This is a genomic window from Micromonospora parva, from assembly GCF_040649675.1.
Classification (GTDB): Bacteria; Actinomycetota; Actinomycetes; order Mycobacteriales; family Micromonosporaceae; genus Micromonospora; species Micromonospora parva.
Map to the genome: position 1 here is coordinate 305,070 of NZ_JBEZFX010000009.1, position 21,122 is coordinate 326,191.

At 71.7% G+C, this 21,122-nt stretch carries 20 protein-coding genes; 13 read left to right on the top strand and 7 right to left on the bottom strand.

What is annotated here, in order from left to right; genetic code table 11:
- Window positions 1-119 precede the first annotated feature (119 nt).
- From AB0C03_RS23765 to AB0C03_RS23785, 5 genes are all read left to right on the top strand, one after another.
- The gene (locus tag AB0C03_RS23765) at window positions 120-767 is read left to right on the top strand and encodes a hypothetical protein (protein WP_357638869.1); all 648 of its coding nucleotides are present in this window, start codon (window positions 120-122) and stop codon (window positions 765-767) included.
- A gap of 141 nt (window positions 768-908) precedes the next feature.
- Window positions 909-1,844, top strand: coding sequence for an ABC transporter ATP-binding protein (locus tag AB0C03_RS23770; protein ID WP_030336710.1), 936 nt, complete (start codon window positions 909-911; stop codon window positions 1,842-1,844).
- Entirely contained in the window at window positions 1,841-2,653 is an 813-nt protein-coding gene (locus tag AB0C03_RS23775) for a DUF2705 family protein (RefSeq protein WP_357638871.1), read from the top strand. The genes AB0C03_RS23770 and AB0C03_RS23775 overlap by 4 nt, the downstream gene beginning before the upstream one ends.
- A gap of 291 nt (window positions 2,654-2,944) precedes the next feature.
- On the top strand, window positions 2,945-6,733 hold the full coding sequence (locus AB0C03_RS23780; RefSeq protein WP_357638873.1) for a multifunctional oxoglutarate decarboxylase/oxoglutarate dehydrogenase thiamine pyrophosphate-binding subunit/dihydrolipoyllysine-residue succinyltransferase subunit: 3,789 nt from the start codon (window positions 2,945-2,947) through the stop codon (window positions 6,731-6,733).
- A gap of 114 nt (window positions 6,734-6,847) precedes the next feature.
- Window positions 6,848-7,027 (top strand): DUF6104 family protein, encoded by a 180-nt coding sequence (locus AB0C03_RS23785; protein WP_030336704.1) that lies wholly within the window; start codon window positions 6,848-6,850, stop codon window positions 7,025-7,027.
- Between the two features lie 73 nt (window positions 7,028-7,100).
- Here AB0C03_RS23785 and AB0C03_RS23790 read toward each other — a convergent pair whose 3' ends face one another.
- The gene (locus tag AB0C03_RS23790; RefSeq protein WP_030336702.1) at window positions 7,101-9,263 is read right to left on the bottom strand and encodes a bifunctional polysaccharide deacetylase/glycosyltransferase family 2 protein; all 2,163 of its coding nucleotides are present in this window, start codon (window positions 9,261-9,263) and stop codon (window positions 7,101-7,103) included.
- On the bottom strand, window positions 9,256-9,807 hold the full coding sequence (locus tag AB0C03_RS23795; protein ID WP_210862860.1) for a hypothetical protein: 552 nt from the start codon (window positions 9,805-9,807) through the stop codon (window positions 9,256-9,258). The genes AB0C03_RS23790 and AB0C03_RS23795 overlap by 8 nt, the downstream gene beginning before the upstream one ends.
- Before the next feature lie 313 nt (window positions 9,808-10,120).
- Between AB0C03_RS23795 and pta the strand changes: the two genes are divergently transcribed.
- Together pta and AB0C03_RS23805 are read left to right on the top strand one after the other, a co-directional pair.
- Complete coding sequence (pta, locus tag AB0C03_RS23800; protein WP_210866757.1) at window positions 10,121-12,199, top strand: phosphate acetyltransferase; 2,079 nt, start codon at window positions 10,121-10,123, stop codon at window positions 12,197-12,199.
- Window positions 12,196-13,311 (top strand): acetate/propionate family kinase, encoded by a 1,116-nt coding sequence (locus AB0C03_RS23805; protein ID WP_357638877.1) that lies wholly within the window; start codon window positions 12,196-12,198, stop codon window positions 13,309-13,311. Before pta ends, AB0C03_RS23805 begins: the two co-directional genes overlap by 4 nt.
- A gap of 121 nt (window positions 13,312-13,432) precedes the next feature.
- On the opposite strand, the gene AB0C03_RS23810 is transcribed toward AB0C03_RS23805, so the two are convergent.
- Window positions 13,433-13,606, bottom strand: coding sequence for a hypothetical protein (locus AB0C03_RS23810; protein WP_279519143.1), 174 nt, complete (start codon window positions 13,604-13,606; stop codon window positions 13,433-13,435).
- 157 nt (window positions 13,607-13,763) lie between these two features.
- On the opposite strand from AB0C03_RS23810, the gene AB0C03_RS23815 reads away from it, so the two are divergent.
- The 3 genes from AB0C03_RS23815 (at window position 13,764) to AB0C03_RS23825 (ending at window position 16,266) form a co-directional block, all read left to right on the top strand.
- Window positions 13,764-14,660: an alpha/beta hydrolase family protein gene (locus tag AB0C03_RS23815; protein ID WP_357638879.1), complete on the top strand. Its 897-nt coding sequence runs from the start codon at window positions 13,764-13,766 to the stop codon at window positions 14,658-14,660.
- A gap of 28 nt (window positions 14,661-14,688) precedes the next feature.
- Window positions 14,689-15,225: a nucleotidyltransferase domain-containing protein gene (locus AB0C03_RS23820; protein WP_210861704.1), complete on the top strand. Its 537-nt coding sequence runs from the start codon at window positions 14,689-14,691 to the stop codon at window positions 15,223-15,225.
- Between the two features lie 75 nt (window positions 15,226-15,300).
- Window positions 15,301-16,266, top strand: coding sequence for an alpha/beta hydrolase family protein (locus AB0C03_RS23825; RefSeq protein ID WP_030336691.1), 966 nt, complete (start codon window positions 15,301-15,303; stop codon window positions 16,264-16,266).
- A gap of 161 nt (window positions 16,267-16,427) precedes the next feature.
- Here the strand turns inward: AB0C03_RS23825 and AB0C03_RS23830 are convergent, their stop codons facing one another.
- The 3 genes from AB0C03_RS23830 to AB0C03_RS23840 all read right to left on the bottom strand — a co-directional run bounded on the left by AB0C03_RS23830 (window position 16,428) and on the right by AB0C03_RS23840 (window position 19,235).
- Complete coding sequence (locus tag AB0C03_RS23830; protein ID WP_030336689.1) at window positions 16,428-17,390, bottom strand: zinc-binding dehydrogenase; 963 nt, start codon at window positions 17,388-17,390, stop codon at window positions 16,428-16,430.
- Window positions 17,391-17,530: 140 nt separating this feature from the next.
- Complete coding sequence (locus tag AB0C03_RS23835; RefSeq protein ID WP_030336688.1) at window positions 17,531-18,709, bottom strand: NAD(P)-dependent malic enzyme; 1,179 nt, start codon at window positions 18,707-18,709, stop codon at window positions 17,531-17,533.
- A 145-nt stretch (window positions 18,710-18,854) separates the two neighbouring features.
- Entirely contained in the window at window positions 18,855-19,235 is a 381-nt protein-coding gene (locus AB0C03_RS23840; RefSeq protein WP_051708804.1) for a S26 family signal peptidase, read from the bottom strand.
- Window positions 19,236-19,288: 53 nt separating this feature from the next.
- On the opposite strand from AB0C03_RS23840, the gene sodN reads away from it, so the two are divergent.
- The 3 genes from sodN to AB0C03_RS23855 are packed head-to-tail and all read left to right on the top strand — an operon-like array spanning window position 19,289 to window position 20,675.
- Window positions 19,289-19,693: a superoxide dismutase, Ni gene (gene sodN, locus AB0C03_RS23845; protein WP_030336684.1), complete on the top strand. Its 405-nt coding sequence runs from the start codon at window positions 19,289-19,291 to the stop codon at window positions 19,691-19,693.
- Window positions 19,690-20,235, top strand: a complete 546-nt coding sequence (locus AB0C03_RS23850; RefSeq protein ID WP_030336683.1) for a GNAT family N-acetyltransferase — start codon at window positions 19,690-19,692, stop codon at window positions 20,233-20,235. The genes sodN and AB0C03_RS23850 overlap by 4 nt, the downstream gene beginning before the upstream one ends.
- Before the next feature lie 32 nt (window positions 20,236-20,267).
- Window positions 20,268-20,675, top strand: coding sequence for an ATP-binding protein (locus AB0C03_RS23855; RefSeq protein ID WP_030336681.1), 408 nt, complete (start codon window positions 20,268-20,270; stop codon window positions 20,673-20,675).
- A gap of 22 nt (window positions 20,676-20,697) precedes the next feature.
- On the opposite strand, the gene AB0C03_RS23860 is transcribed toward AB0C03_RS23855, so the two are convergent.
- On the bottom strand, window positions 20,698-21,087 hold the full coding sequence (locus AB0C03_RS23860) for a hypothetical protein (RefSeq protein ID WP_030336679.1): 390 nt from the start codon (window positions 21,085-21,087) through the stop codon (window positions 20,698-20,700).
- Window positions 21,088-21,122 lie beyond the last annotated feature (35 nt).

A 21,122-nucleotide genomic window follows, 5' to 3' on the forward strand; every position in this document is an offset into this window, starting at 1 on the left:
CTGGTGTCGATCGGGTGAACGCCGGCCGGCGAGACCGCTGGCGACGCCCGGCGGGGACCGTGCGAGGCTGCCCGGGGCAGACTGGCGACGGCGCCGACACGCACCATCGGAGGTCGACGATGCGCATCGAGTCCCGATACAACGGGCCGGCCGGTTCCGGCAACGGCGGCTGGAGCGCGGGGACCTTCGCCGCCGCGGCGGGCGGCAGCGGGCCGGTCGAGGTGACGCTGCGCCGGCCACCACCGCTGGAGACCGAGCTGACCCTGATCGGCGGCGAGGTCCGGGACCCGACCGGTGAACTGGTGGCCGAGGTGCGCGCGGCCGGAGTGGTCGATGCCGTCGTACCCCCGGTCGACCTGGAGACGGCGGTGGCCGCCGCGACCCGCTACCCCGGCCTGGTCGAGCATCCGTTCCCCAGCTGCTACGTGTGCGGACCGCAACGGGTCGACGGGCTGCGGATCTTCCCCGGCCGGCTGCCGGACGGGCGGACCGCCGCGCCGTTCCGCGCGCCCGCGCAGGTCAGTGCGGCCACGGTCTGGGCGGCGTTGGACTGCCCCGGCGGTTGGGCGGTGCTCACGCCGGGCCGCCCGTACCTGCTGGGCCGCATCGCCGCAGTGGTCGCGGCGCTGCCGCGGCCGGACGACGAGTGCGTGGTGACCGGGGCGTTGCTGCGCGTCGATGGCCGCAAGGCGCTCGTGCACACCAGCCTGTACGGGCCGGACGGCGCGCTGCTCGGCGCGGCGCGGGCAACCTGGATCGCCCGCTGAACCCGACCGTAGTCCGCAGGGAGGAGTCGCCTCCGCCCTGCGACGGATCAGGACATACGGACCGCGCCTGATTGACCTTGTTGCATTGGGCCGTCACGCTGTGCCACGGCGTACCTCGACGCCACACACGGGAGGAGAACGATGACTGACGGGCAGCGAAGCCCCACCAGCGACGGTCAGATCGTGGTGTCCGGTCTGACAAAGCAGTACAAGAACGTCCGGGCGGTGAACAACCTGTCCTTCACCGTGGCACCGGGACGGGTGACCGGCTTCCTCGGCCCGAACGGCGCCGGCAAGACCACCACGCTGCGCATGCTGCTGAACCTGGTCACGCCGACCGCCGGCACGACCACCATCAGCGGTCAGCGGTACGCCGACCTCACCGACCCGCTGCGGCACGTCGGCGCGGTGCTGGAGGCGTCCAGCGCGCACAAGGGCCGTACCGGCATCAACCACCTGCGGGTCATCTGCGCGGCGGCCGGGCTGCCCAAGCAGCGTGCCGACGAGGCGCTGGCCCTGGTCGGGCTGAGCCCGGCGGCGAAGCGCAAGTTCAAGGGTTACTCGCTGGGCATGAAGCAGCGGCTCGGTATCGCCGCCGCGATGCTCGGTGACCCTCGGGTGCTGATCCTCGACGAGCCGGCCAACGGGCTCGACCCGGAGGGCATCCGGTGGATGCGCGGATTCCTCAAGAACCTCGCCCACGAGGGCCGTACGGTGCTGGTCTCCAGTCACCTGCTGTCGGAGATGCAGCTGCTCGCCGACGACGTGGTGATCATCGCGGCCGGGCAGCTGGTCCGGCAGGGCCCGGTCGACCAGGTGCTCGGGTCGATGGCCCAGGGTGCCCGGGTCCGGGTCCGCACCCCGCAGGCCGAGGCGCTGACCGCCGCCCTGAAGGCGCAGTCGGCGACAGTGGACGTCGACGAGCACGGCGTGCTGCTGGTCGCCGGCGTGGACGCCCCGACGATCGGTCGCGCCGCCCTCACCGCCGGGGTGGAGCTGCACGAACTGACCACCGAACGGCCCGATCTGGAACGGGTCTTCCTGGAGCTGACGGCCGGAAAGGCGGGCATCCGATGAACCTGGTCCGATCCGAGCTACTCAAGATCCGCACCACCAGCACCTGGTGGTGGTTGGCTCTCGGCGCGTTCCTCTCGATCGCGCTGGCGTTCGCGGTCAACGCGTGGCTGGCCGTCACGGCGCTCGGCGGCGACGCCGACGAGATCGGCGTCAGCGCCGAGCAGGCGACCGCGCCGGCGCAGGCGGCGAACCTCTACACCTCGGGCCAGTACCTCGGGCTGATGTTCGTGATGCTCATCGGCATCCTGATGGTCACCAACGAGTTCTTCCACCAGACCGCGACCACCACGTTCCTGACGACCCCGCGGCGAACGTCGGTCATCGTCAGCAAGCTCGTCGCCGCGTGCCTGCTCGGCTTCATGTTCTGGCTGGCCACCACGCTGATCGACCTGGCCGCGGGCGCGATCTTCCTGTCCGCGAACGACTACGGCACCCAGCTCGGTGAGTGGCCCGTGCAGCGGGCACTGCTGTTCAACCTGCTCGCCTACGCGATCTGGACGATCCTCGGGGTGGGCATCGGCACGCTGATCACCAACCAGCTCGGAGCGGTGATCACGGCGGCGGTGCTCTATCTGATCGGCACCCAGGTGGTGGGTCTGCTGTTCCTGCTCCTGTCGAACCTGCTCGACAGCGAGGCGGTGCTCAAGTGGCAGGTGATCTGGCCGGCGGTGGCATCCCAGGTCATGATCACGGAGGGCACCTCTGAGTTCACCCCGTCCTGGTGGGTCGGCGCCCTGGTGCTGATCGGCTATGCGCTGGTCAGCGGGGTTGTCGGCGTCCTGCTCACCCGGCGGCGCGACATCGCCTGACAGCGCACCCGACCCCGGGGTGGCCGTGACAAGCTGGCCGCTCCGGGGTCGTCACCGCCATCGGCGGGACCGGGACATCGTGGAACTGACGCGCTACCAGCTCTCCACCGGACGCGCAGCGGTTGCCGAACTTCTGGCATCTTCTGTGAAACCGGCCACGGGACCGAGGCGGAAATGCCTGCGGGATCGGTACGGCGTAGCCTGGGAGCCGTCCAGTCCGTGCTCCTAATCGGGCGCGACAGGACACACCGCGTGCCACACAAACCCGCGTGAAAGAGGCGATTACCGGCCGTGTCGACCCAGCAGACTTCGCAGGAGAACCCACTGGCGGGTTTCGGCCCGAATGAGTGGATCGTCGAGGAGATGTACCAGCGTTACCTCGCCGACCCATCGAGCGTCGATTCGGCCTGGCACGACTTCTTCGCCGACTACCGGCCGGCACCAGGGGCGGGCACCCCGGGCGGTGCCGAATCGTCGGACAAGCCGGCCGCCGCCCCCGAGCCGGACGGCCAGCCCGAGGCCGCCGTCAGCGTCGCCCAGCCGAGCGCCCCGGCCAAGCCGGCGACCGCGAGCAAGCCGGCCGCCCCGAGCAAGCCGGCCGCCGCCCAGCCGGCGCCGACCAAGTCCGCCGCTCCGGCCACGCCCAAGGCCGCCCCGGCGAAGGCAGCGCCGGAGAAGGCGGCCCCGGCCAAGCCGGCCGCCAAGGCCACCGAGCCGAGCGCCAACGGCCCGCAGACCACCCCGTTGCGGGGCGTCGCCGCGAAGATCGTCCAGAACATGGACGCCTCGCTGAGCGTGCCCACCGCGACCAGCGTGCGCGCGGTCCCGGCCAAGCTGCTCGTGGACAACCGCATCGTGATCAACAACCACCTCGCCCGAGGGCGGGGTGGCAAGGTCAGCTTCACCCACCTGGTCGGCTACGCGATGGTGCGCGCGCTGGTCCAGCACCCGGAGATGAACAACTCCTTCGCCGAGGCCAACGGCAAGCCGGCGGTGGTCCGCCCGGCACACGTCAACCTCGGCATCGCGATCGACCTGGCCAAGCCGGACGGCAGCCGCAACCTGGTGGTCCCCTCCATCAAGGGCTGCGAGCAGATGGACTTCCGGCAGTTCTGGCAGGCGTACGAGGACGTGGTCCGCCGGGCCCGGCGCAACGAGCTGACCATGGAGGACTACTCCGGCACCACGATCTCGCTGACCAACCCGGGCGGCATCGGCACCGTGCACTCGATGCCGCGGCTCATGCAGGGGCAGAGCGCGATCATCGGTGTCGGCGCGATGGAGTACCCGGCCCCCTACCAGGGGATGTCCGAGGCCACCCTGGCCGAGCTGGCGGTCAGCAAGATCATCACGCTGACCAGCACGTACGACCACCGGATCATCCAGGGCGCGCAGTCCGGCGAGTTCCTCAAGGTGATGCACGAGCTGATCCTGGGCGAGCACGACTTCTACGACGAGATCTTCACCTCCCTGCGCATCCCGTACGAGCCGGTGCGGTGGATGCGCGACGTGGCGGTCAACTCCGAGGGGCAGATCAACAAGACCGCCCGGGTGCACGAGCTGATCCACGCGTACCGGGTGCGCGGTCACCTGATGGCCGACACCGACCCGCTGGAATTCAAGATCCGCAAGCACCCCGACCTGGACGTCCTCCAGCACGGGCTCACCCTGTGGGACCTGGACCGCGAGTTCCCGGTCAACGGCTTCGCCGGTCGGCAGCGGATGAAGCTGCGCGAGATCCTCGGCGTGCTGCGCGACTCGTACTGCCGCCGGGTCGGCATCGAGTACATGCACATCCAGGACCCGGAGGAGCGCCGCTGGGTCCAGGAACGGATCGAGCGCAAGTACGAGAAGCCGTCCGCCGACGAGCAGAAGCACGTGCTCAACCGGCTCAACGCCGCCGAGGCGTTCGAGACCTTCCTGCAGACGAAGTACGTCGGCCAGAAGCGCTTCTCGCTGGAGGGCGGCGAGTCGCTGATCCCGCTGCTCGGTGAGGTGCTGGAGTCGTCCGCCGAGAGCGGGCTGGACGAGGTCGTCATCGGCATGGCCCACCGGGGTCGGCTCAACGTGCTGGCCAACATCGTCGGCAAGCCGTACGAGAAGATCTTCTCCGAGTTCGAGGGCCACCTGGACCCGCGCTCGACGCAGGGCTCCGGCGACGTGAAGTACCACCTGGGCCAGAACGGCAAGTTCACCACCCCCGACGGCGAGCACGCGGTCAAGGTGTCGGTGGTGGCCAACCCGTCGCACCTGGAGGCCGTCGACCCGGTGCTGGAGGGCATCGTCCGGGCCAAGCAGGACCGGATAGACCTCAAGCTGGAGGGCTACACCGTGCTGCCGCTGGCGGTGCACGGTGACGCCGCCTTCGCCGGGCAGGGCGTGGTGGCCGAGACGCTCAACCTGTCGCAGCTGCGCGGCTACCGCACCGGCGGCACCGTGCACGTGGTGGTCAACAACCAGGTCGGCTTCACCACCGCCCCGGAGTACAGCCGGTCCAGCCTCTACAGCACCGACGTGGCCCGGATGATCCAGGCGCCGATCTTCCACGTCAACGGCGACGACCCGGAGGCCGTGGTCCGGGTGGCCCGGCTGGCGTTCGAGTACCGGCAGACGTTCAACAAGGACGTCGTGATCGACATGGTCTGCTACCGCCGGCGCGGGCACAACGAGGGCGACGACCCGTCGATGTCCAACCCCCAGATGTACAAGATCATTGACTCGAAGCGCTCGGTCCGCAAGCTCTACACCGAGGAGCTGATCGGTCGCGGCGACATCACCGTGGAGGACGCGGAGGAGCTGCTGCGCGACTACCAGGCGCAGCTGGAGAAGGTCTTCAAGGCCACCCGGGACGCCGCCTCGGCACCGCGCCAGCTCAACCGGCCGCGCCGTGAGGAGGAGCCGGAGCCGCAGGTCGACACCGCCACCGACGCGTCGGTGGTCAAGGCCATCGGCGAGGCGCACATCAACCTGCCGGAGGGCTTCACCCCGCACAAGCGGATCCAGCAACTGCTGGACCGGCGGGCCAAGATGTCCGTCGAGGGCAACATCGACTGGGGCTTCGGCGAGATCATCGCGCTCGGGGCGCTGCTGCACGACGGGGTCACCGTCCGGCTCGCCGGGCAGGACTCGCGTCGCGGCACGTTCGTCCAGCGGCACGCCTCGGTGGTCGACTCCCGCACCGGCGACGACTACCTGCCGTTGAAGTCGCTCACCGGCGACGGCGACCGTTCCCGGTTCTTCGTGCACGACTCGCTGCTCAGCGAGTACGCGGCGATGGGCTTCGAGTACGGCTACTCGGTGGAGAACATCAACGCCCTCGTCGCCTGGGAGGCCCAGTTCGGCGACTTCGTCAACGGCGCCCAGTCGGTGATCGACGAGTTCATCTCGTCCGGTGAGGTGAAGTGGGGCCAGCGCTCCGCCATCACCCTGCTGCTGCCGCACGGCCACGAGGGTCAGGGCCCGGACCACACCTCCGGCCGGCCGGAGCGGTTCCTGCAGATGTGCGCCGAGGACAACATGCGGGTGTCCATCCCGACCACCCCGGCGAACTACTTCCACCTGCTGCGCCGCCAGGCCCTGTCGCCCAAGCGCAAGCCGTTGGTGGTGTTCACGCCGAAGTCGCTGCTGCGGCACAAGCTCTGCGTCTCGTCGGTGGAGGACTTCACCACCGGCACCTTCCAGCCGGTGCTGCGCGACACCGCCGCCCCGGCGCCGGAGGCGGTGAAGCGGGTGCTGCTCTGCTCCGGCAAGGTCTACTACGACCTGTTCCAGGCCCGGCAGGAGCGCGGCGTCACCGACACCGCGATCCTCCGGCTCGAGCAGCTGTACCCGCTGCCGGTGGAGGAGATCCGGGCCGCCCTGGCGCAGTTCCCGAACGCGGAGGACTTCGCCTGGGTGCAGGAGGAGCCGGCCAACCAGGGCGCCTGGTCGTTCGTCGCGCTCAACCTGCTGGAGCACCTCACCGACGTTCGGCTGCGGCGGATCTCCCGCCCGGCCGCGGCCGCCCCGGCGGTCGGCTCGGCCAAGACCCACGAGGTCGAGCAGAACGCGCTGATCGAGGCGGCACTTCCGCGCCCGTGACCTGACCGCACCGCGACAGCCGGGGCAGGGCCGTTTCCACGGTCCTGCCCCGGCTCCGTCGGTCGACCCAACCACCCGCCCGGCCTGCGCCGGGCCGAGTAAGAGGACCTACCCATGTACTTCACCGACCGTGGCATCGAGGAGCTGGTCGAGCGCCGGGGCGACGAGCAGGTGACCCTGGAGTGGCTCGGCGAGCGGCTGCGCGACTTCGTCGACCTCAACCCCGAGTTCGAGACACCGATCGAGCGCTTCGCCACCTGGCTGGCCCGGCTCGACGACCCCGACGAGGACTGACCCACCCGGTGCCGGGAACCACCGCCCGATTGGGCAGCTGACGGGCGGCTGGCAGCTGGCCGGTGCCGGCCGGTCAGCCGGTCCGCGACGTGACCGGTTCCAGGCCCGTGCGTCGCAGTTTCTGCCAGCCCAGCCGGCCGCCGGTCAACGCGGTGACCACGGCCTGAACCATCACCAGATACATCAACTGCCGGTAGACGAACTGTTGGAGCGGCAACACCCACAGCACCCCCAACTTCTCCCGGTCCAGCCGGAACGCCACCACCGCGGTGACCAGTTGCACGCCGAGCATGACCAGCCAGGCCACCGCCGTGGCGGTCCGGTCGAGGAAGAAGAGGCCGTACAGGGCCAGTAGGTCGATCACCGGCGCGAGCAGCGGCAACAGCACGCCGAAGAGGCTGAGGAAGAACAGGCAACGCCGGGTGAACCGGCCCGACGCACCCCGGTCGAATACGGAGCGGCGATGCTTCCACATCGCCTGCATGGTGCCGTAGCTCCACCGGTAGCGCTGTTTCCAGAGCTGGCCGATGCTCGTCGGCGCCTCGGTCCAGGCGCGGGCCGTCTCCTCGTAGACGACCTTCCAGCCGGCCCGACCGAGCGCGATGGTGACGTCCGTGTCCTCGGCCAGGGTGTCATCGGTCATCCCCCCGGCGTACCGCAGCGCCTGTCGCCGGAAACCGCCGATCGCCCCGGGCACCGTCGGCATGCAGCGCAGCGTCTCGTAGAGGCGCCGGTCCAGGTTGAACCCGATGACGTACTCGATGTGCTGCCACTTGGCGATCAGGCTGCGCCGGTTGCCGACCTTCACGTTGCCGGCCACCGCGCCCACCTGCGGGTCGGCGAAGGGCTGCACGAGCCGGCGGACGGCGTCGGGTTCGAAGACAGTGTCCCCGTCGACCATGACGATCAGGTCGTGCCGGGCGAACGCCACGCCGGTGTTCAATGCGCTGGGCTTGCCACCGTTGGGTTTGCGGACCACCCGGACGTTGGGCAGGCGGAGCGCGTCGACGATGTCCGCGGTCCCGTCGGTGGAGCCGTCGTCGACGACAACCACCTCGATTCCGCCGGGATGGTCGCCGCCAGCGAGTGAACGGACCGCCGCGGCGATCCCCTCCTTCTCGTTGTACGCCGGGACGATCACCGACACCGGCGCGGTGACCGGCGGCCCCCACGTCCAGTCCGTGGCCCGACGGCGACGGGCGTGTCGCCCGGCGAGCAGGAACAGCACGGCGGTACGCCCGACGGTGAGCACCCCGACGAGCACGAAGAGGATCCCGAACACGGTCAGCACCTGGTCGGCGCCCCGTACCGCCCAGACCAGCATCTGGCCGCGCCAACGGTCCCCAGCGGTGGCCGCCGCACCGGATTCCGCCCGGTAGTCGACCCCGGCGGCGGCGAAAGCGAGGTTCAGTCCGTCCGTCGCGGTGACGAAGCGGTATCCCCGTTGCTTCATCATCGGGATGAAGCGGTCGAGGGCGGCGACGGTCTGCGCGCGGTCACCGCCGGCGTCGTGCCAGAGGGTGATCGCACCCGAGTCGCCGTCCGGGGTGGCGTTCTCGACGATCTTGTCTACGCCGGGCAGCGCCCAGTCCTGGCTGTCGGTGTCGTTGAGCACCGTCAGGTAGCCCAGGTCACCGGCGGCGATCAGCACCGGCCAGTCCTGGTTGTCGATCGCGTCGGCATGCGAGGAGTACGGAAACCGGACCAGCGAGGTGCGCACGCCGGTGACGGCGGCGAGGGCGAGCTGGGTCTGGGCGTACTCCAGCTCTTGCCGCCATCCGGACAGCTCGGTGAGGTCGGGGTGGGTGAACGTGTGCACGCCGAGCTCGTGGCCACCCGCGACCAGGTTCCGGGCCATGTCGGGGTGCCGGGCGACCTGCGAACCCAGCACGAAGAACGTGCCAGTGACCTGGTGGGCGTCGAGGACGCGCAGAACCTCGGGGGTCCAGACGGGGTCGGGGCCGTCGTCGAAGGTGAGCGCGATGGTCCGGTCCGGCAAGCGGTAGGAGCGGACCTGCTCGCTGTTGGCGCTGATGATCGGCCCCCCGTTCACCACTGAGGTGGGGACCTCGCGTTGCCCCTGGTTGCTGTGCTGGTGGTCCGGGGTGAAGGAGGCGTTGGTGTACGCGTTGACCAGAAGTACGCCTGCCAGAACCGCCAGCAGCATGCCGAGCAGGACCCAGCGCGGTGGAGGTACGGCCCGACGACGGCGGGCCGTGATCGCCGGCTCAGCCATCCGCGGGGAGGAGGTCGGTGGGGAGTCCGCCGGGTTCGGCCGGTTCCTCGGGTGGGAGCGGCGGGTCCTCGGTCGAGGGTGAGACGGCGGGTGTCGGGGCCACCGAGGTGGGCCGCCCCGAGCTGGGCGAGGGCGGCACGCTGGTGGGGTCACCGCTCGCCGGGCTGGCGGCGCTCCGTGACCGCGTGGGGGCAGGCGAGCGGGGAGCCGGCGGGGCGACGGTGGGTGCCACCCTGGCCGCCGGCGTACGGGGGACGGCTGTCGACGGCTCGGGGATGGCGGTAATCGCCTCGGCCTGTGGCGACTGGGTCCGTTCAGGCTGCTCGGCCTCGTCCACGAACGGGAGCACCGTGTGCGGCTCCACCATGCCGCCGGCGAAGCTGACGGCCACCAGCCCGGTGTAGGTCAGGCCCAGCAGACCGACGACGTATGCGAGCCAGCGCAGGCGGGAGCGGCGTCGGCCGCTGGGGTCGACGAAGACCGGGGGCGGTTGGGGCGCGGCGGCGATCAGCTCGGTGGGGCCGTCGGTGCGGTTGGCCACCATGGTGGGCTCGTCGACCGGCGCCGCCGGTCGGGACCGAGGGTCGCCGGACCCGGCGGGCGTCGACCTCCCAGTCGACGTATCGTCGCTGCTCAAGCCCCGGGTGGTCATGGGACGCGAGTCTAGGCGTGAGTTTTTCTCAGCTTTGCTGACGGCTCACTGACTGAGACGCCGACCGCACCGTCGGGGCCACGAGGGGGTCGCCGCGACCGCCGCCTTCTCGTCGTCAGGGAGGGTTCGTACCCGGCCTGCGGCCGGTGACGGCGGCGGCTCAGGGGCCGTAGGGCCCGGGTGGGGAGTCTCGCGATCTTCTAGGGTGGGGGCTGTGGCTCGCAGCGTGTATCTGACCAGCGTTGGTTCGGGCGGAGGCAAGTCGACGATCGCCCTCGGGCTGGCGGAGTTGCTGTCCCGCCAGGTCGGGCGGATCGGCGTGTTCCGGCCGCTGGTCGCCGACACCGGGCAGGATCCGATCCTCGCCCTGCTCAGCGAGCGGTACCGGGTCGAGGTGCCGCTGGCCGAGCTGGCCGGGGCGAGCTACGCCGAGGCCGCCGCGCTGGTCGCGGACGGCCGACGGGAACAGCTGATCTCCGCGATCGTCGAGCGCTACCGGGCGGTGGAACGGCAGTGCCCGGCGGTGGTCGTGGTGGGCAGCGACTTCGACGACCCGGGTGATCCGGCCCGCCCCCGCGAGCTGGCCTTCAACGCCCGGCTGGCCACGGAGTTCGGCAGCGTGGTGGTGCCGGTGGTGGACGGCTTCGGGCAGGAGCCGGCGGCCGTGGCGGCGGCGATGCGGGGGGCGTACCACGACCTGGCCGACCTGGGCGCGACAGTGCTCGCGGTGATCGCCAACCGGGTGTCCGAGCCGATGACGCTGCCCGACCTGCCGGTGCCCGCGTACGCCATCCCGGAGGTGCCGAGCGTGTCGGCGCCGACGGTGGCCGAGGTGGCGGCGGCGCTCGGCGCCACCCTGCTGGCCGGGGACGACGCCGCGCTCGGTCGCGACGTGCTGGATTTCGTGGTCGGCGCGGCGCATGTGCCGACCCTGCTGGGCCACCTCACCGAGGGCGCCCTGGTGATCACCCCCGGGGACCGGGCCGACCTGCTCGTCGCCGCGAGCGCCGCGCACGTGGCCGGGCAGGTGTCGGTGGCCGGGCTGGTGCTCACCCTCGGCGAGCAGCCCGACCCCCGGGTCATGCGGCTGGTGGAGGGGCTCAACACCGGGCTGGCGGTGCTCTCCGTGCGCAGCGACAGCTACGACACGGTGGCCGCGTCCAGCCGCATCGAGGGCCGGCCCAGCGCGGCCAATCCCCGCAAGGTGGAGGCCGCGCTCGGCGCGTTCGAACGCTGCGTGGACACCGACGACCTGGCCCGCCGGCTGCGGGTCAGCCGGTCGGCGCGGGTCACCCCGCTGATGTTCGAGAACGAGCTGATCGACCGGGCCCGCTCGAAGCCCCGCCACCTGGTGCTGCCGGAGGGCACCGACGAGCGGATCCTGCGCGCGGCGGAGATCCTGCTACGCCGCGGAGTGGCCGAGCTGACGCTGCTCGGCAGGCCGGACGACATCGCCCGGCGCACCCGCGAGCTGGGCATCGACCTGGGCGACGCGCACCTGGTCGACCCGGTCACCAGCGGGTGGCGCGACGACTTCGCCGCCGAGTACGCCCGGCTGCGCGCCCACCGGGGCGTCACCGCCGAGTTGGCGCACGACATCGTGGCGCAGCCCAACTACTTCGGCACCCTGATGGTGGCGACCGGCCGAGCCGACGGCATGGTCTCCGGCGCGACGCACACCACCGCCGCGACCATCCGGCCCGCGTTCGAGATCATCCGTACGCTGCCGGACGTCTCGGTGGCCTCCAGCGTCTTCTTCATGCTGCTCGCCGACCGGGTGCTGGTCTACGGCGACTGCGCCGTCAACCGCGACCCCGACGCCGCCCAGCTCGCCGACATCGCGATCTCGTCGGCCGACACCGCAGCCCGGTTCGGCATCGAACCCCGGGTGGCGATGCTGTCGTACTCCACGGGCAGCTCCGGTGCCGGCGCGGACGTGGAGAAGGTCGCCGCGGCCACCGCGCTGGTCCGGGAACGCCGGCCCGACCTGCTGGTCGAGGGGCCCATCCAGTACGACGCGGCGATCGACCCGGCGGTGGCGGCGACGAAGCTGCCGGGCAGCCCGGTCGCCGGCCACGCCACGGTCTTCATCTTCCCGGACCTGAACACCGGCAACAACACGTACAAGGCGGTGCAACGCTCCGCCGGGGCGGTCGCCGTCGGCCCGGTCATGCAGGGTCTACGCCGACCGGTGAACGACCTGTCCCGGGGCGCGTTGGTGACGGACATCGTCAACACGGTGGCGATCACCGCCATCCAGGCGGCCACCGAGGAGGCGTCGTGAGTCAGGTGCTGGTGCTCAACTGCGGGTCGTCGTCGGTGAAGTGGCGCCGCTACGACGGTGAGCGGGCGCTGGACCACGGCACCGTCGAACGCATCGGTGAGCCCGGTGGCGGCCCGACTGACCACACCGAGGCGGTCCAGCAGATCCTGGACGGGCTGGACCTGACCGGGTTGGCGGCGGTCGGGCACCGGGTGGTGCACGGCGGCCGGAAGTTCAGCGCGCCGGTGCTCGTCGACGACGCGGTGCTGGCCGCGATCCGCGAGCTGATCCCGCTCGCCCCACTGCACAACCCGGTCAACCTGGCGGGCATCGAGGTGGCCCGCTCGGCGCTGCCGGACGTGCCGCAGGTCGCCGTCTTCGACACCGCGTTCCACCACACCCTGCCCGAGGCCGTCGCGACATACGCGATCGACCGGGACACCGCCGAGCGGTACGGCATCCGCCGGTACGGCTTCCACGGCACCTCACACGCGTACGTGTCCCGCCGCACCGCCGAACTGCTGGGCCGACCGTACGAGCAGGTCAACACGATCACCCTGCACCTGGGCAACGGCGCCAGCGCGTGCGCTGTCGAGAACGGTCGCAGCGTCGCCACCTCGATGGGCATGTCCCCCCTCGAAGGGCTGGTGATGGGCACCCGCAGCGGCGACATCGACCCCACCGTGATCTTCCACCTGCGCCGGGAGGGTGGGCTGTCGGTGGACGACATCGACGACCTGCTCAACCACCGCAGCGGCCTGCTCGGGCTGACCGGCGCCAACGACATGCGCGAGGTCCTCGAGCGTCGGGCTGCCGGTGACCAGGCGGCGACGCTGGCCTTCGAGGTGTACTGCCGGCGCATCACCGGCTACGTCGGGGCGTACTACGCGCTGCTCGGCCGGGTCGACGCGATCACCTTCACCGCCGGGGTCGGCGAGCACGCCGCGCCGGTGCGGGCCGCCGCGCTGGCCGGCCTGGGTCGGCTCGGCATCAGCGTGGACGACGCCCGCAACGACGGTGACGGCGACCGGGTGATCTCACCGGACGGCGCCGAGGTGAGCGTCTGCGTCATCCGCACCGACGAGGAGCGGGAGATCGCACGACAGACCCGGGACCTGATCGAGGCGGCCTGACGGCTCGGTCAGTCGCCCGCGCGACCGGGCCACCAGCTCAGTCGCCCGCCCGACCAGGCCACGGATCACCGGGCCGCCAGCCAGGCGACCAGCTCAGCCGGTCGCCGGCCAGGCGACGAACTCAGCCGGTCGCCAGCCAGGCGACGAGGGCCACCAGCACCACGACGACCACCGCCGCGCCGATGATGAGCGGCAGGCGGGACGGGGCCTCCGCCGGTGCCGCGGCCTCCGGCGTCTGGGTGAAGGCACGGAACGCCTCGGTGTTGCCGCTGGGGTCTGTGTAGTTCTCAGGCATGTCGGTGACCCTAGCGAAGCTGGTCACGCGGCACCGTCCCCGGTCCACGGCGTCGCGGGGGTGGACCCGGCCGGTGGAGGTGACCCGACCGGGTGGCCGGTGCAGCCGAACCGGACGGCGGGGCTGTTACGCCCTCCCGGGCACCTACCGTGAAACGATGGGGGCGGGCCGGCTGCTGGCCGTACTGGTGACAGCGTTGCTGGCCGGCTGCGCGCCGGCCACGGCAGTGGCCGGCGGGGCCACCGACCCGGTGCCGGCGCGTCGAGCGCTTGAGGGGTCGTACGCCGTCGGCGTGCGTACGCTCACCCTCGATCCGCGTTCGGCGCGCCCGCTGCCGGTGACGATCTGGTACCCGACGTCGACCGGTCAGGTGGCGGCCGGACGGTTCCCGGTGGTGATCTACAGCCACGGCCTGGGCAGCCGACCCGAGTTGCACGCCGGCCTGACCACCCGCTGGGCGGCGGCCGGTTTCGTGGTGGCCGCACCCGCGTACCCGCACACCCGGCAGGGTGCCGCGCACTTCACCCGGGCCGACGTACGCCACCAGCCGGCCGACGCCTGGCGGCTGATCCGGCACCTCGGGCGGCTCGACCGCAACCGCGCCGATCCGCTCGCCGGGCACCTCGACCTGACCTCGATCGCCGCCGCCGGGCACTCGGCGGGCGGCTTCACCACCTCCGGCATGTTCAGCGAGGGCCACCAGACCCGCTTACGCGCCGGGATCGTGATCGCCGGCGGCGGGTTGCCGGGCAGCTTCGCCGGGCCAGCCGCGCCGGTGCTCTTCGTGCACGGCACGGCTGACCCGGTGGTGCCGGTGACTGTCGGCCGGGCCGCGTACGCGCGCACCCCCGGGCCGGCCGCGTTCCTCAGCCTGCTCGACCAGGACCACGGGGCGTACCTCACGCCGGGCCACCCGGGCTTCGCCCCGGTCCTCGCCACCACCACCGACTTCCTGCGCTGGACCCTCTACGGCGATCAGGTTGCCGCCGCCCGCCTCCGCACCGACGCCCACTCCCCCAACCTGACCCGTTACGAGTCCCGCCCGGCCCACTGACCCCTGCCGCTGTCGGTACGGTCCTGCGGTGGACGAGCTTGCGCGCCGGCAGTTGGCGAGCATCGCCGAGGTCATCACGGTGACCGGGGCCTGTGGCATCCCGGTGTGGCTGCGCGGCGGCTGGGCGATGGACTTCCAGCTCGGCACTGTGACCCGCCCGCACGTCGACGTCGACTGGTACTGCTGGCGCGACGACGCGGACCGGCTGGCCGACCTGCTGCTGGCCCGGGGCTGGCTTCCCGACCCGCGGATGCCCGCCCGGTTGCAGCTTGACCTGTTCGCCGCCGACGTGGAGGTCAGCTTCGCGTACCTGGGTCGGGATGCCGCCGGCCGACCGACGGTGGGTGCCGGGTCCTGGGCCGGCACCCCACTGCCGGCCGGGATGCTGGCCGCCCCACCCGGCCGGATCGGCCCGCTCACCGTGCCGACCATCTCGGTGGCCGCCCAGATCGAGTTCAAGCAGATGTACCCGGTCTGGATGCCGGAACGTCAGCGCCGCCCGAAGGACGCCGACGACCTGGCCCGGCTGCGCGATCTCGCCCCCGCTCCGCGGCGCGCCCCCTGAGCTGTGGGTGAGCGGGCGGGCACACAGTGCCGAAGTGCGCCGGGCAGGTCTGCGGGGCGAGGCACAATCGGACTCATGTCGCGTCGTGTCACCCCCGCCCTGCTGGCCAGCGCCCTGCTCCTGGCCGGTCTGGTCGGCTGTTCGGCGGACGCCAGGAAGGCCGAGAGCCAGCAGGCGCCCGTCGAACCACCGCCCGCCGCCACCCCGACACCGCAGGTACCCGCCGGGAAAGCCCCGCAGCGCGCCTTCGCTGTCGGCGTACGCCAGCTGAAGCTGAACAGGGACGGCCGCGCGCTGCCGACGACGCTCTGGTACCCGGCGGCCGGGCAGTCCGGCGGAGCAGCCAAGCGGTCGGCGACGGCGGCGGAGGGCCGGTTCCCGGTGGTGATGTTCAGTCACGGCCTGGGTGGGCGGCCGGACGACTACGCCACGCTGCTGACCCGCTGGGCGGCGGCCGGTTTCGTGGTGGCCGCGCCCGCGTTCCCGCACACCTCCCGGGGCGCTGACAACAACGTCCTCGACGTGCTCAACCAGCCCGCCGACGTGTCGTACGCGTTGGATCAGGTGTTGGCGTTGGACGGCAAGGCCGGCGACGCGTTGCGCGGCCGGTTGGACGGTGAGCGGGTGGCCGCCGCCGGGCACTCGGCGGGCGGGGTGACCACCATCGGCCTGTTCACCGCGAGCCGGGACGAACGGCTGGACGCGGGAGTGGTGTTCGCCGGCACGGCGCTCGGGGTGGGTACCGCGTTCGCCGGTGCCGCCGCCCCGCAGTTGTTCGTGCACGGTGAGCTGGACGAGGTGGTCGAGTACGCGGCCGGCAAGGCCGCCTACGACAAGGTGCCCTGGCCGAAGGCGATGCTGAGCCTGCCGAAGGGCGACCACGGGCGGGCGCTGCTCAGCGACGGCGCGACGCTGCGGGTCGTCTCGGACACCTCGGTCGAGTTCCTACGCTGGTCGCTCTACGGCGACCCGGACGCCAAGAAGCGCATCTCCACCGACGCGACGCGCGGCGACATCGCCACCTTCGACGACCACCTCTGATCCCGCGCCTCGCGCCCCGCGCCGCACGCCGCACGCCGCACGCCCAAGATCTGCCAACATCGGGGATGTTGCTGCCTCGGCACGCCGGAATGCAGCAGTTTCCCCGATGTTGCGCAGATCATGGCGCGGCGCGACGCGAGCGCGGCGCGGACAGGCGGGCGTTAGGCCTCGTGGTCGATGACGACCTTGCCGAAGGCGTCGCCGGAGTGCAGTCGGGCGAAGGCGTCCTCGACCCGGCTGAACGGGATGACGCAGTCGACTACCGGGCGCACCTCGTTGTCCGAGCAGAACGCCAGCAGCTCGTACAGCTCGCCGGGCGTGCCCATCGAGGTGCCCAGGATCTCCAGCTGCATGGCGAAGACGCGGCGCAGGTTGACCGACGGCTCGTGCCCGGCGGTCGCGCCGGAGACCACGATCCGGGCCATCGGCGCGGCCGACTTCAGCGAGTGGTCGAAGGTGGCCGCGCCGACCGTCTCGATCACCACGTCGACCCGCTCCGGCAGCCGGGCGCCGGGCTCCACGGCGGTGGCGCCGAGGGCGGAGATCCGGTCACGCTTCACGGCGTCGCGGCTGGTCGCGTACACCCGCTTGCCCATCGCGACGGCGAGCGCGACGGCCGCGGTGGCCACCCCACCGCCCGCGCCCTGGACCAGCACGCTGTCGGCCTCCGCGACGCGGCCCTTGGTGGTCAGCATCCGCCACGCGGTCAGCCAGGCCGTGGGCAGGCACGCCGCGTCGGTCGCCGCCATGCCGTCGGGCAGCGGGATCAGATTCGACCGGGGTACGACCACCCGCTCGGCGAGCGTCCCGGCGAAGTGCTCGGAGAGGATGGAGACCCCGCGCGGGTCACCCGGGGTGACGACCACCGGGTAGACGACCACCGGACGCCCCTCCGGGTCCACCCCGACCGCGTCGCAGCCGAGGATCATCGGAAGTTGGGCCTCGGTGAGACCCACCCCGCGCAGCGACCAGAGGTCGTGGTGGTTGAGCGAGGTGGCCCGCAACTGCACGGTCACCCAGTCGTCCGCCGGAGGGGTCGGCTCGGGCCGCTCACCGACGGTGAGCGCGGCGAGCGGGTCGGCGTCGTCGAAACGGGAGGCAAAGGCAGCACGCATGATCGGCACGGTAACAAGCTGAGCGCTCGTTAAGAAGGCGTGCGCGTAGGCCAGCGGCGCATGCTTCGCCGGAGCGCCCCTGGCCCACGCGTGCGCGTAGAGCCGGCGGCGCATGCTGCCCCGGAGAACCCCCGGCCCAGGCGTGCGTCCTAGCGGCGGGCGACGCCGTCGCGGCGGGCGGCTTCGGCGACCGCCTCGGCCACGGCCGGCGCGACGCGCGGGTCGAGCGGGGACGGCACGATCGCGTCGGCGGTCAGCGACTCGGCCACCACACCGGCGATGGCGTCCGCGGCGGCGACCTTCATCGCCTCGGTGATCCTGGTGGCGCCGGCGTCCAGCGCACCGCGGAACACCCCGGGGAAGGCCAGCACGTTGTTGATCTGGTTGGGGTAGTCACTGCGCCCGGTGGCGACCACCGCGACGTGCCGGGCGGCCACCTCGGGGTGCACCTCGGGGGTGGGGTTCGCCAGCGCGAACACGATTCCGCCGGGCGCCATCTGAGCCACCGCCGCCTCGGGGATCTGCCCGCCGGAGACCCCGACCAGCACGTCCGCGTCGCGCAGCGCCTCGGTGACGTCGCCGTGCCGGCCGTCGGCGTTGGTGCTCGCGGCCAACTCGGCCTTGGTGCCGGTCAGCTCGGTGCGGTGGCGGCCGATGATCCCCTTGGAGTCACAGACCACCACCTGGTCGGGGTTGACGCCCCCGGCGATCAGCATCTTCGTCACCGCCACGCCGGCCGCGCCCGCGCCGCTCACCGCCACCCGCAGGTCACCCAGCTTGCGGTCGAGCAACGTCGCGGCGTTGCGCAGCGCGGCGAGCACCACGATCGCGGTGCCGTGCTGGTCGTCGTGGAAGACCGGGATGTCCAACGCCTCGTCGAGTCGACGCTCGATCTCGAAGCAGCGCGGGGCGCTGATGTCCTCCAGGTTGATCCCACCGAACGAGGGTGCCAACGCCCGCACCACCGCGACGATCTCGTCCACGTCCTGGGTGTCCAGGCACACCGGCACCGCGTCCACGCCGCCGAACTGCTTGAACAGCACGGCCTTGCCCTCCATCACCGGCAGCGCGGCCCGGGGGCCGATGTTGCCCAGCCCGAGCACCGCCGAGCCGTCGGTGACCACCGCGACCGTGTGCGACACCCAGGTGTAGTCATCCACCAGGGCCGGGTCGGCGGCGATCGCCTCACACACCCGGGCCACCCCTGGGGTGTACGCCAGGGAGAGGTCCTCCCGGCTGGTGAGCGGCACGGTCGAGGTGACGGCCATCTTGCCGCCCCGGTGCAGTTGGAAGACGGGATCAGCGGGGTCCACGGTGGACGAAGACATGGTGGTGACTCCAGGATCTGTCGAGCAGATGTGAGGCGGCCGGCCCCGCCGCGAGGTGGGCGGCGGGCGGTGGCACGCGGTGCGGGGGGTCACCCGGGCACTTTCCGAGCATAGTGTCGACACCACCCCTCGGATGTGAGCAGGGTCATAACTGCCGGCGAGGTACCCGTCCCGGGCGCGGCCAGTAGCGGGCCACCACCCGTCCGCGCACGTCGGCCACCCCGTACGCCCGGGAGTCGTCGGTGATCAGGTCGTTGTCGCCCCGCAGCCACCAGCCGCCGTCCTGCGACCGGACCGCACGCTTCACCACCAGCAGATCGGGCCGGGTCCGGAAGACCGCGACCACCACGTCACCGGCCCGGATCGGGCGGCCACCGACGCGAACCAGCACCGCGTCGCCGTGCCGCAGCGTCGGGACCATGGACGGGCCGGTCACCAGAACGGCGGTCAGCGGCCTCCGCAGCCGGGGCGCCTCAGCCGGGTGATCGGCGGTCACTGGTTTCACCTCAACCGGTTGGGGGAGCATCTCCAGGAGTAATGTCGCCTTTGATCATCGCAAACTTCCCATGGAGGATCCCGATGCGACTTCCGCGCATCCTTGCGCCCCGCGTCACCGCGAGCGCTCACTGCGACCTGCCGTGCGGTGTCTACGACCCGGCCCAGGCCCGGATCGAGGCCGAGTCGGTCAAAATGATCTGCGAGAAGTACCAGTCGAACACCGACCCGGAGTTCCGCACCCGCGCCATCATCATCAAGGAGCAGCGCGCCGAGCTGGTCAAGCACCACCTCTGGGTGCTCTGGACCGACTACTTCAAGCCGCCGCACTTCGAGAAGTACCCGAACCTGCACAGCCTGTTCAACGAGGCCACCAAGCTCGCCGGCGCCGGTGGCGTCAAGGGCAGCCTCGACCCGGCCACCGCCGACAAGCTGCTCGCGAAGATCGACGAGATCTCGAAGATCTTCTGGGAGACCAAGAAGGCGTGACCTCTCCGGTCATCCCGACGATCCGGCCGGCACGTCCCGAGGACGTGCCGGCCGTCGTCGCCATGGTGCACGAGCTGGCCGAGTACGAACGCGCGCCGGAGCAGTGCCACCTCACCGCCGAGCAGTTGACCTCGGCCCTGTTCGGTGCCGGCGCGACGTCGGAAGAGCCGAGCGCTCCGGCGCTCTTCGGCCACGTCGCGGTGGATGAGCAGGACCAGCCGGTCGGCTTCGCACTGTGGTTCCTCAACTTCTCCACCTGGGCCGGCGTGCACGGCATCTACCTGGAGGACCTCTACGTCCGGCCGGCCGCCCGGGGCACCGGCGCCGGTCGGCTGCTGCTCGCCACGCTGGCCGACATCTGCGTACGACGCGGCTACCGGCGGCTGGAGTGGTGGATGATCGACTGGAACCCGGCCGCCGGTTTCTACGCCTCGATCGGCGCCGAGCAGATGAGCGAGTGGGTTCCCTACCGGCTCAGCGGCGACGCGCTCCGCCAGCTGGCCGATCACGTCACCACCGCCGGCACGCGTACGGGCGACTGACCGGGTAGAGTCCCCGACCGGGGGGATGAGGCGTGACTCAACTGACTGGCCAGCCAGCGACCGACGACGACGTGGTGCACCTCACGGTGCCCGCCGACGGCGGTTACCTCGGCGTTCTTCGCACCGCCACCGCCGGTCTCGCGGCCCGGTTGCAGTTCGCGCTCGACGAGATCGAGGATCTGCGGATCGCTGTCGACGAGGCGTGCGCCATGCTGCTCGCCATCGCCACCCGCGACGCCGAGCTGGAGTGCCGTTTCGCGGTCACCGAGGACGCGCTCACCGTCGAGGTGACAGTGCCGACCGTGCGCGGTGCCACCCTGCCCGCCGAGTCGTCCTTCGCCTGGAAGGTGCTCACCGCGCTGACCACGTCGGCGTCCGCCACGTCGGCCGACGGCCGGGCCACGATCGCGCTGCTCACCCGCCGCTCCGGCGGCTACTGACCGACCCGGCCCACCCTGGTGGTCACTGGAAGCCGAGGGCACGGGTCGTCGGGGAGCAGACCAGCAGCCAGCCCACGCCCAGGCCGAGCGCCATCAGCGGCACGCCCAGCCAGCCCAGCCCAGCCTGGATCATGAACCAACCGATCGGCAGCAGCATCAGCTGAAGCACGATGGCGGGGGCGCGTGCGCCCGCCTGACGGCGCAGCAGCGCGCGTCCCAGCGCCCAGAGCACGACGGCCGCGCCGATGGCGAACCCGGTCACCAGCAACGCCGCCAGCAGGTCGGTGCGGGTGGCGGTGAGGTCGGCCCAGATCAGCCAGACGGCGATCAGCCCGACGACTGCCGCCTCTGCCCACAGCAGCCGGACCGCCCAGCGGAGCGTGACGGGGATCGGGTCCGAGTCGATGGTCACGCGCGCCACGATACCCGGGCTGCCGGCAGGTACAG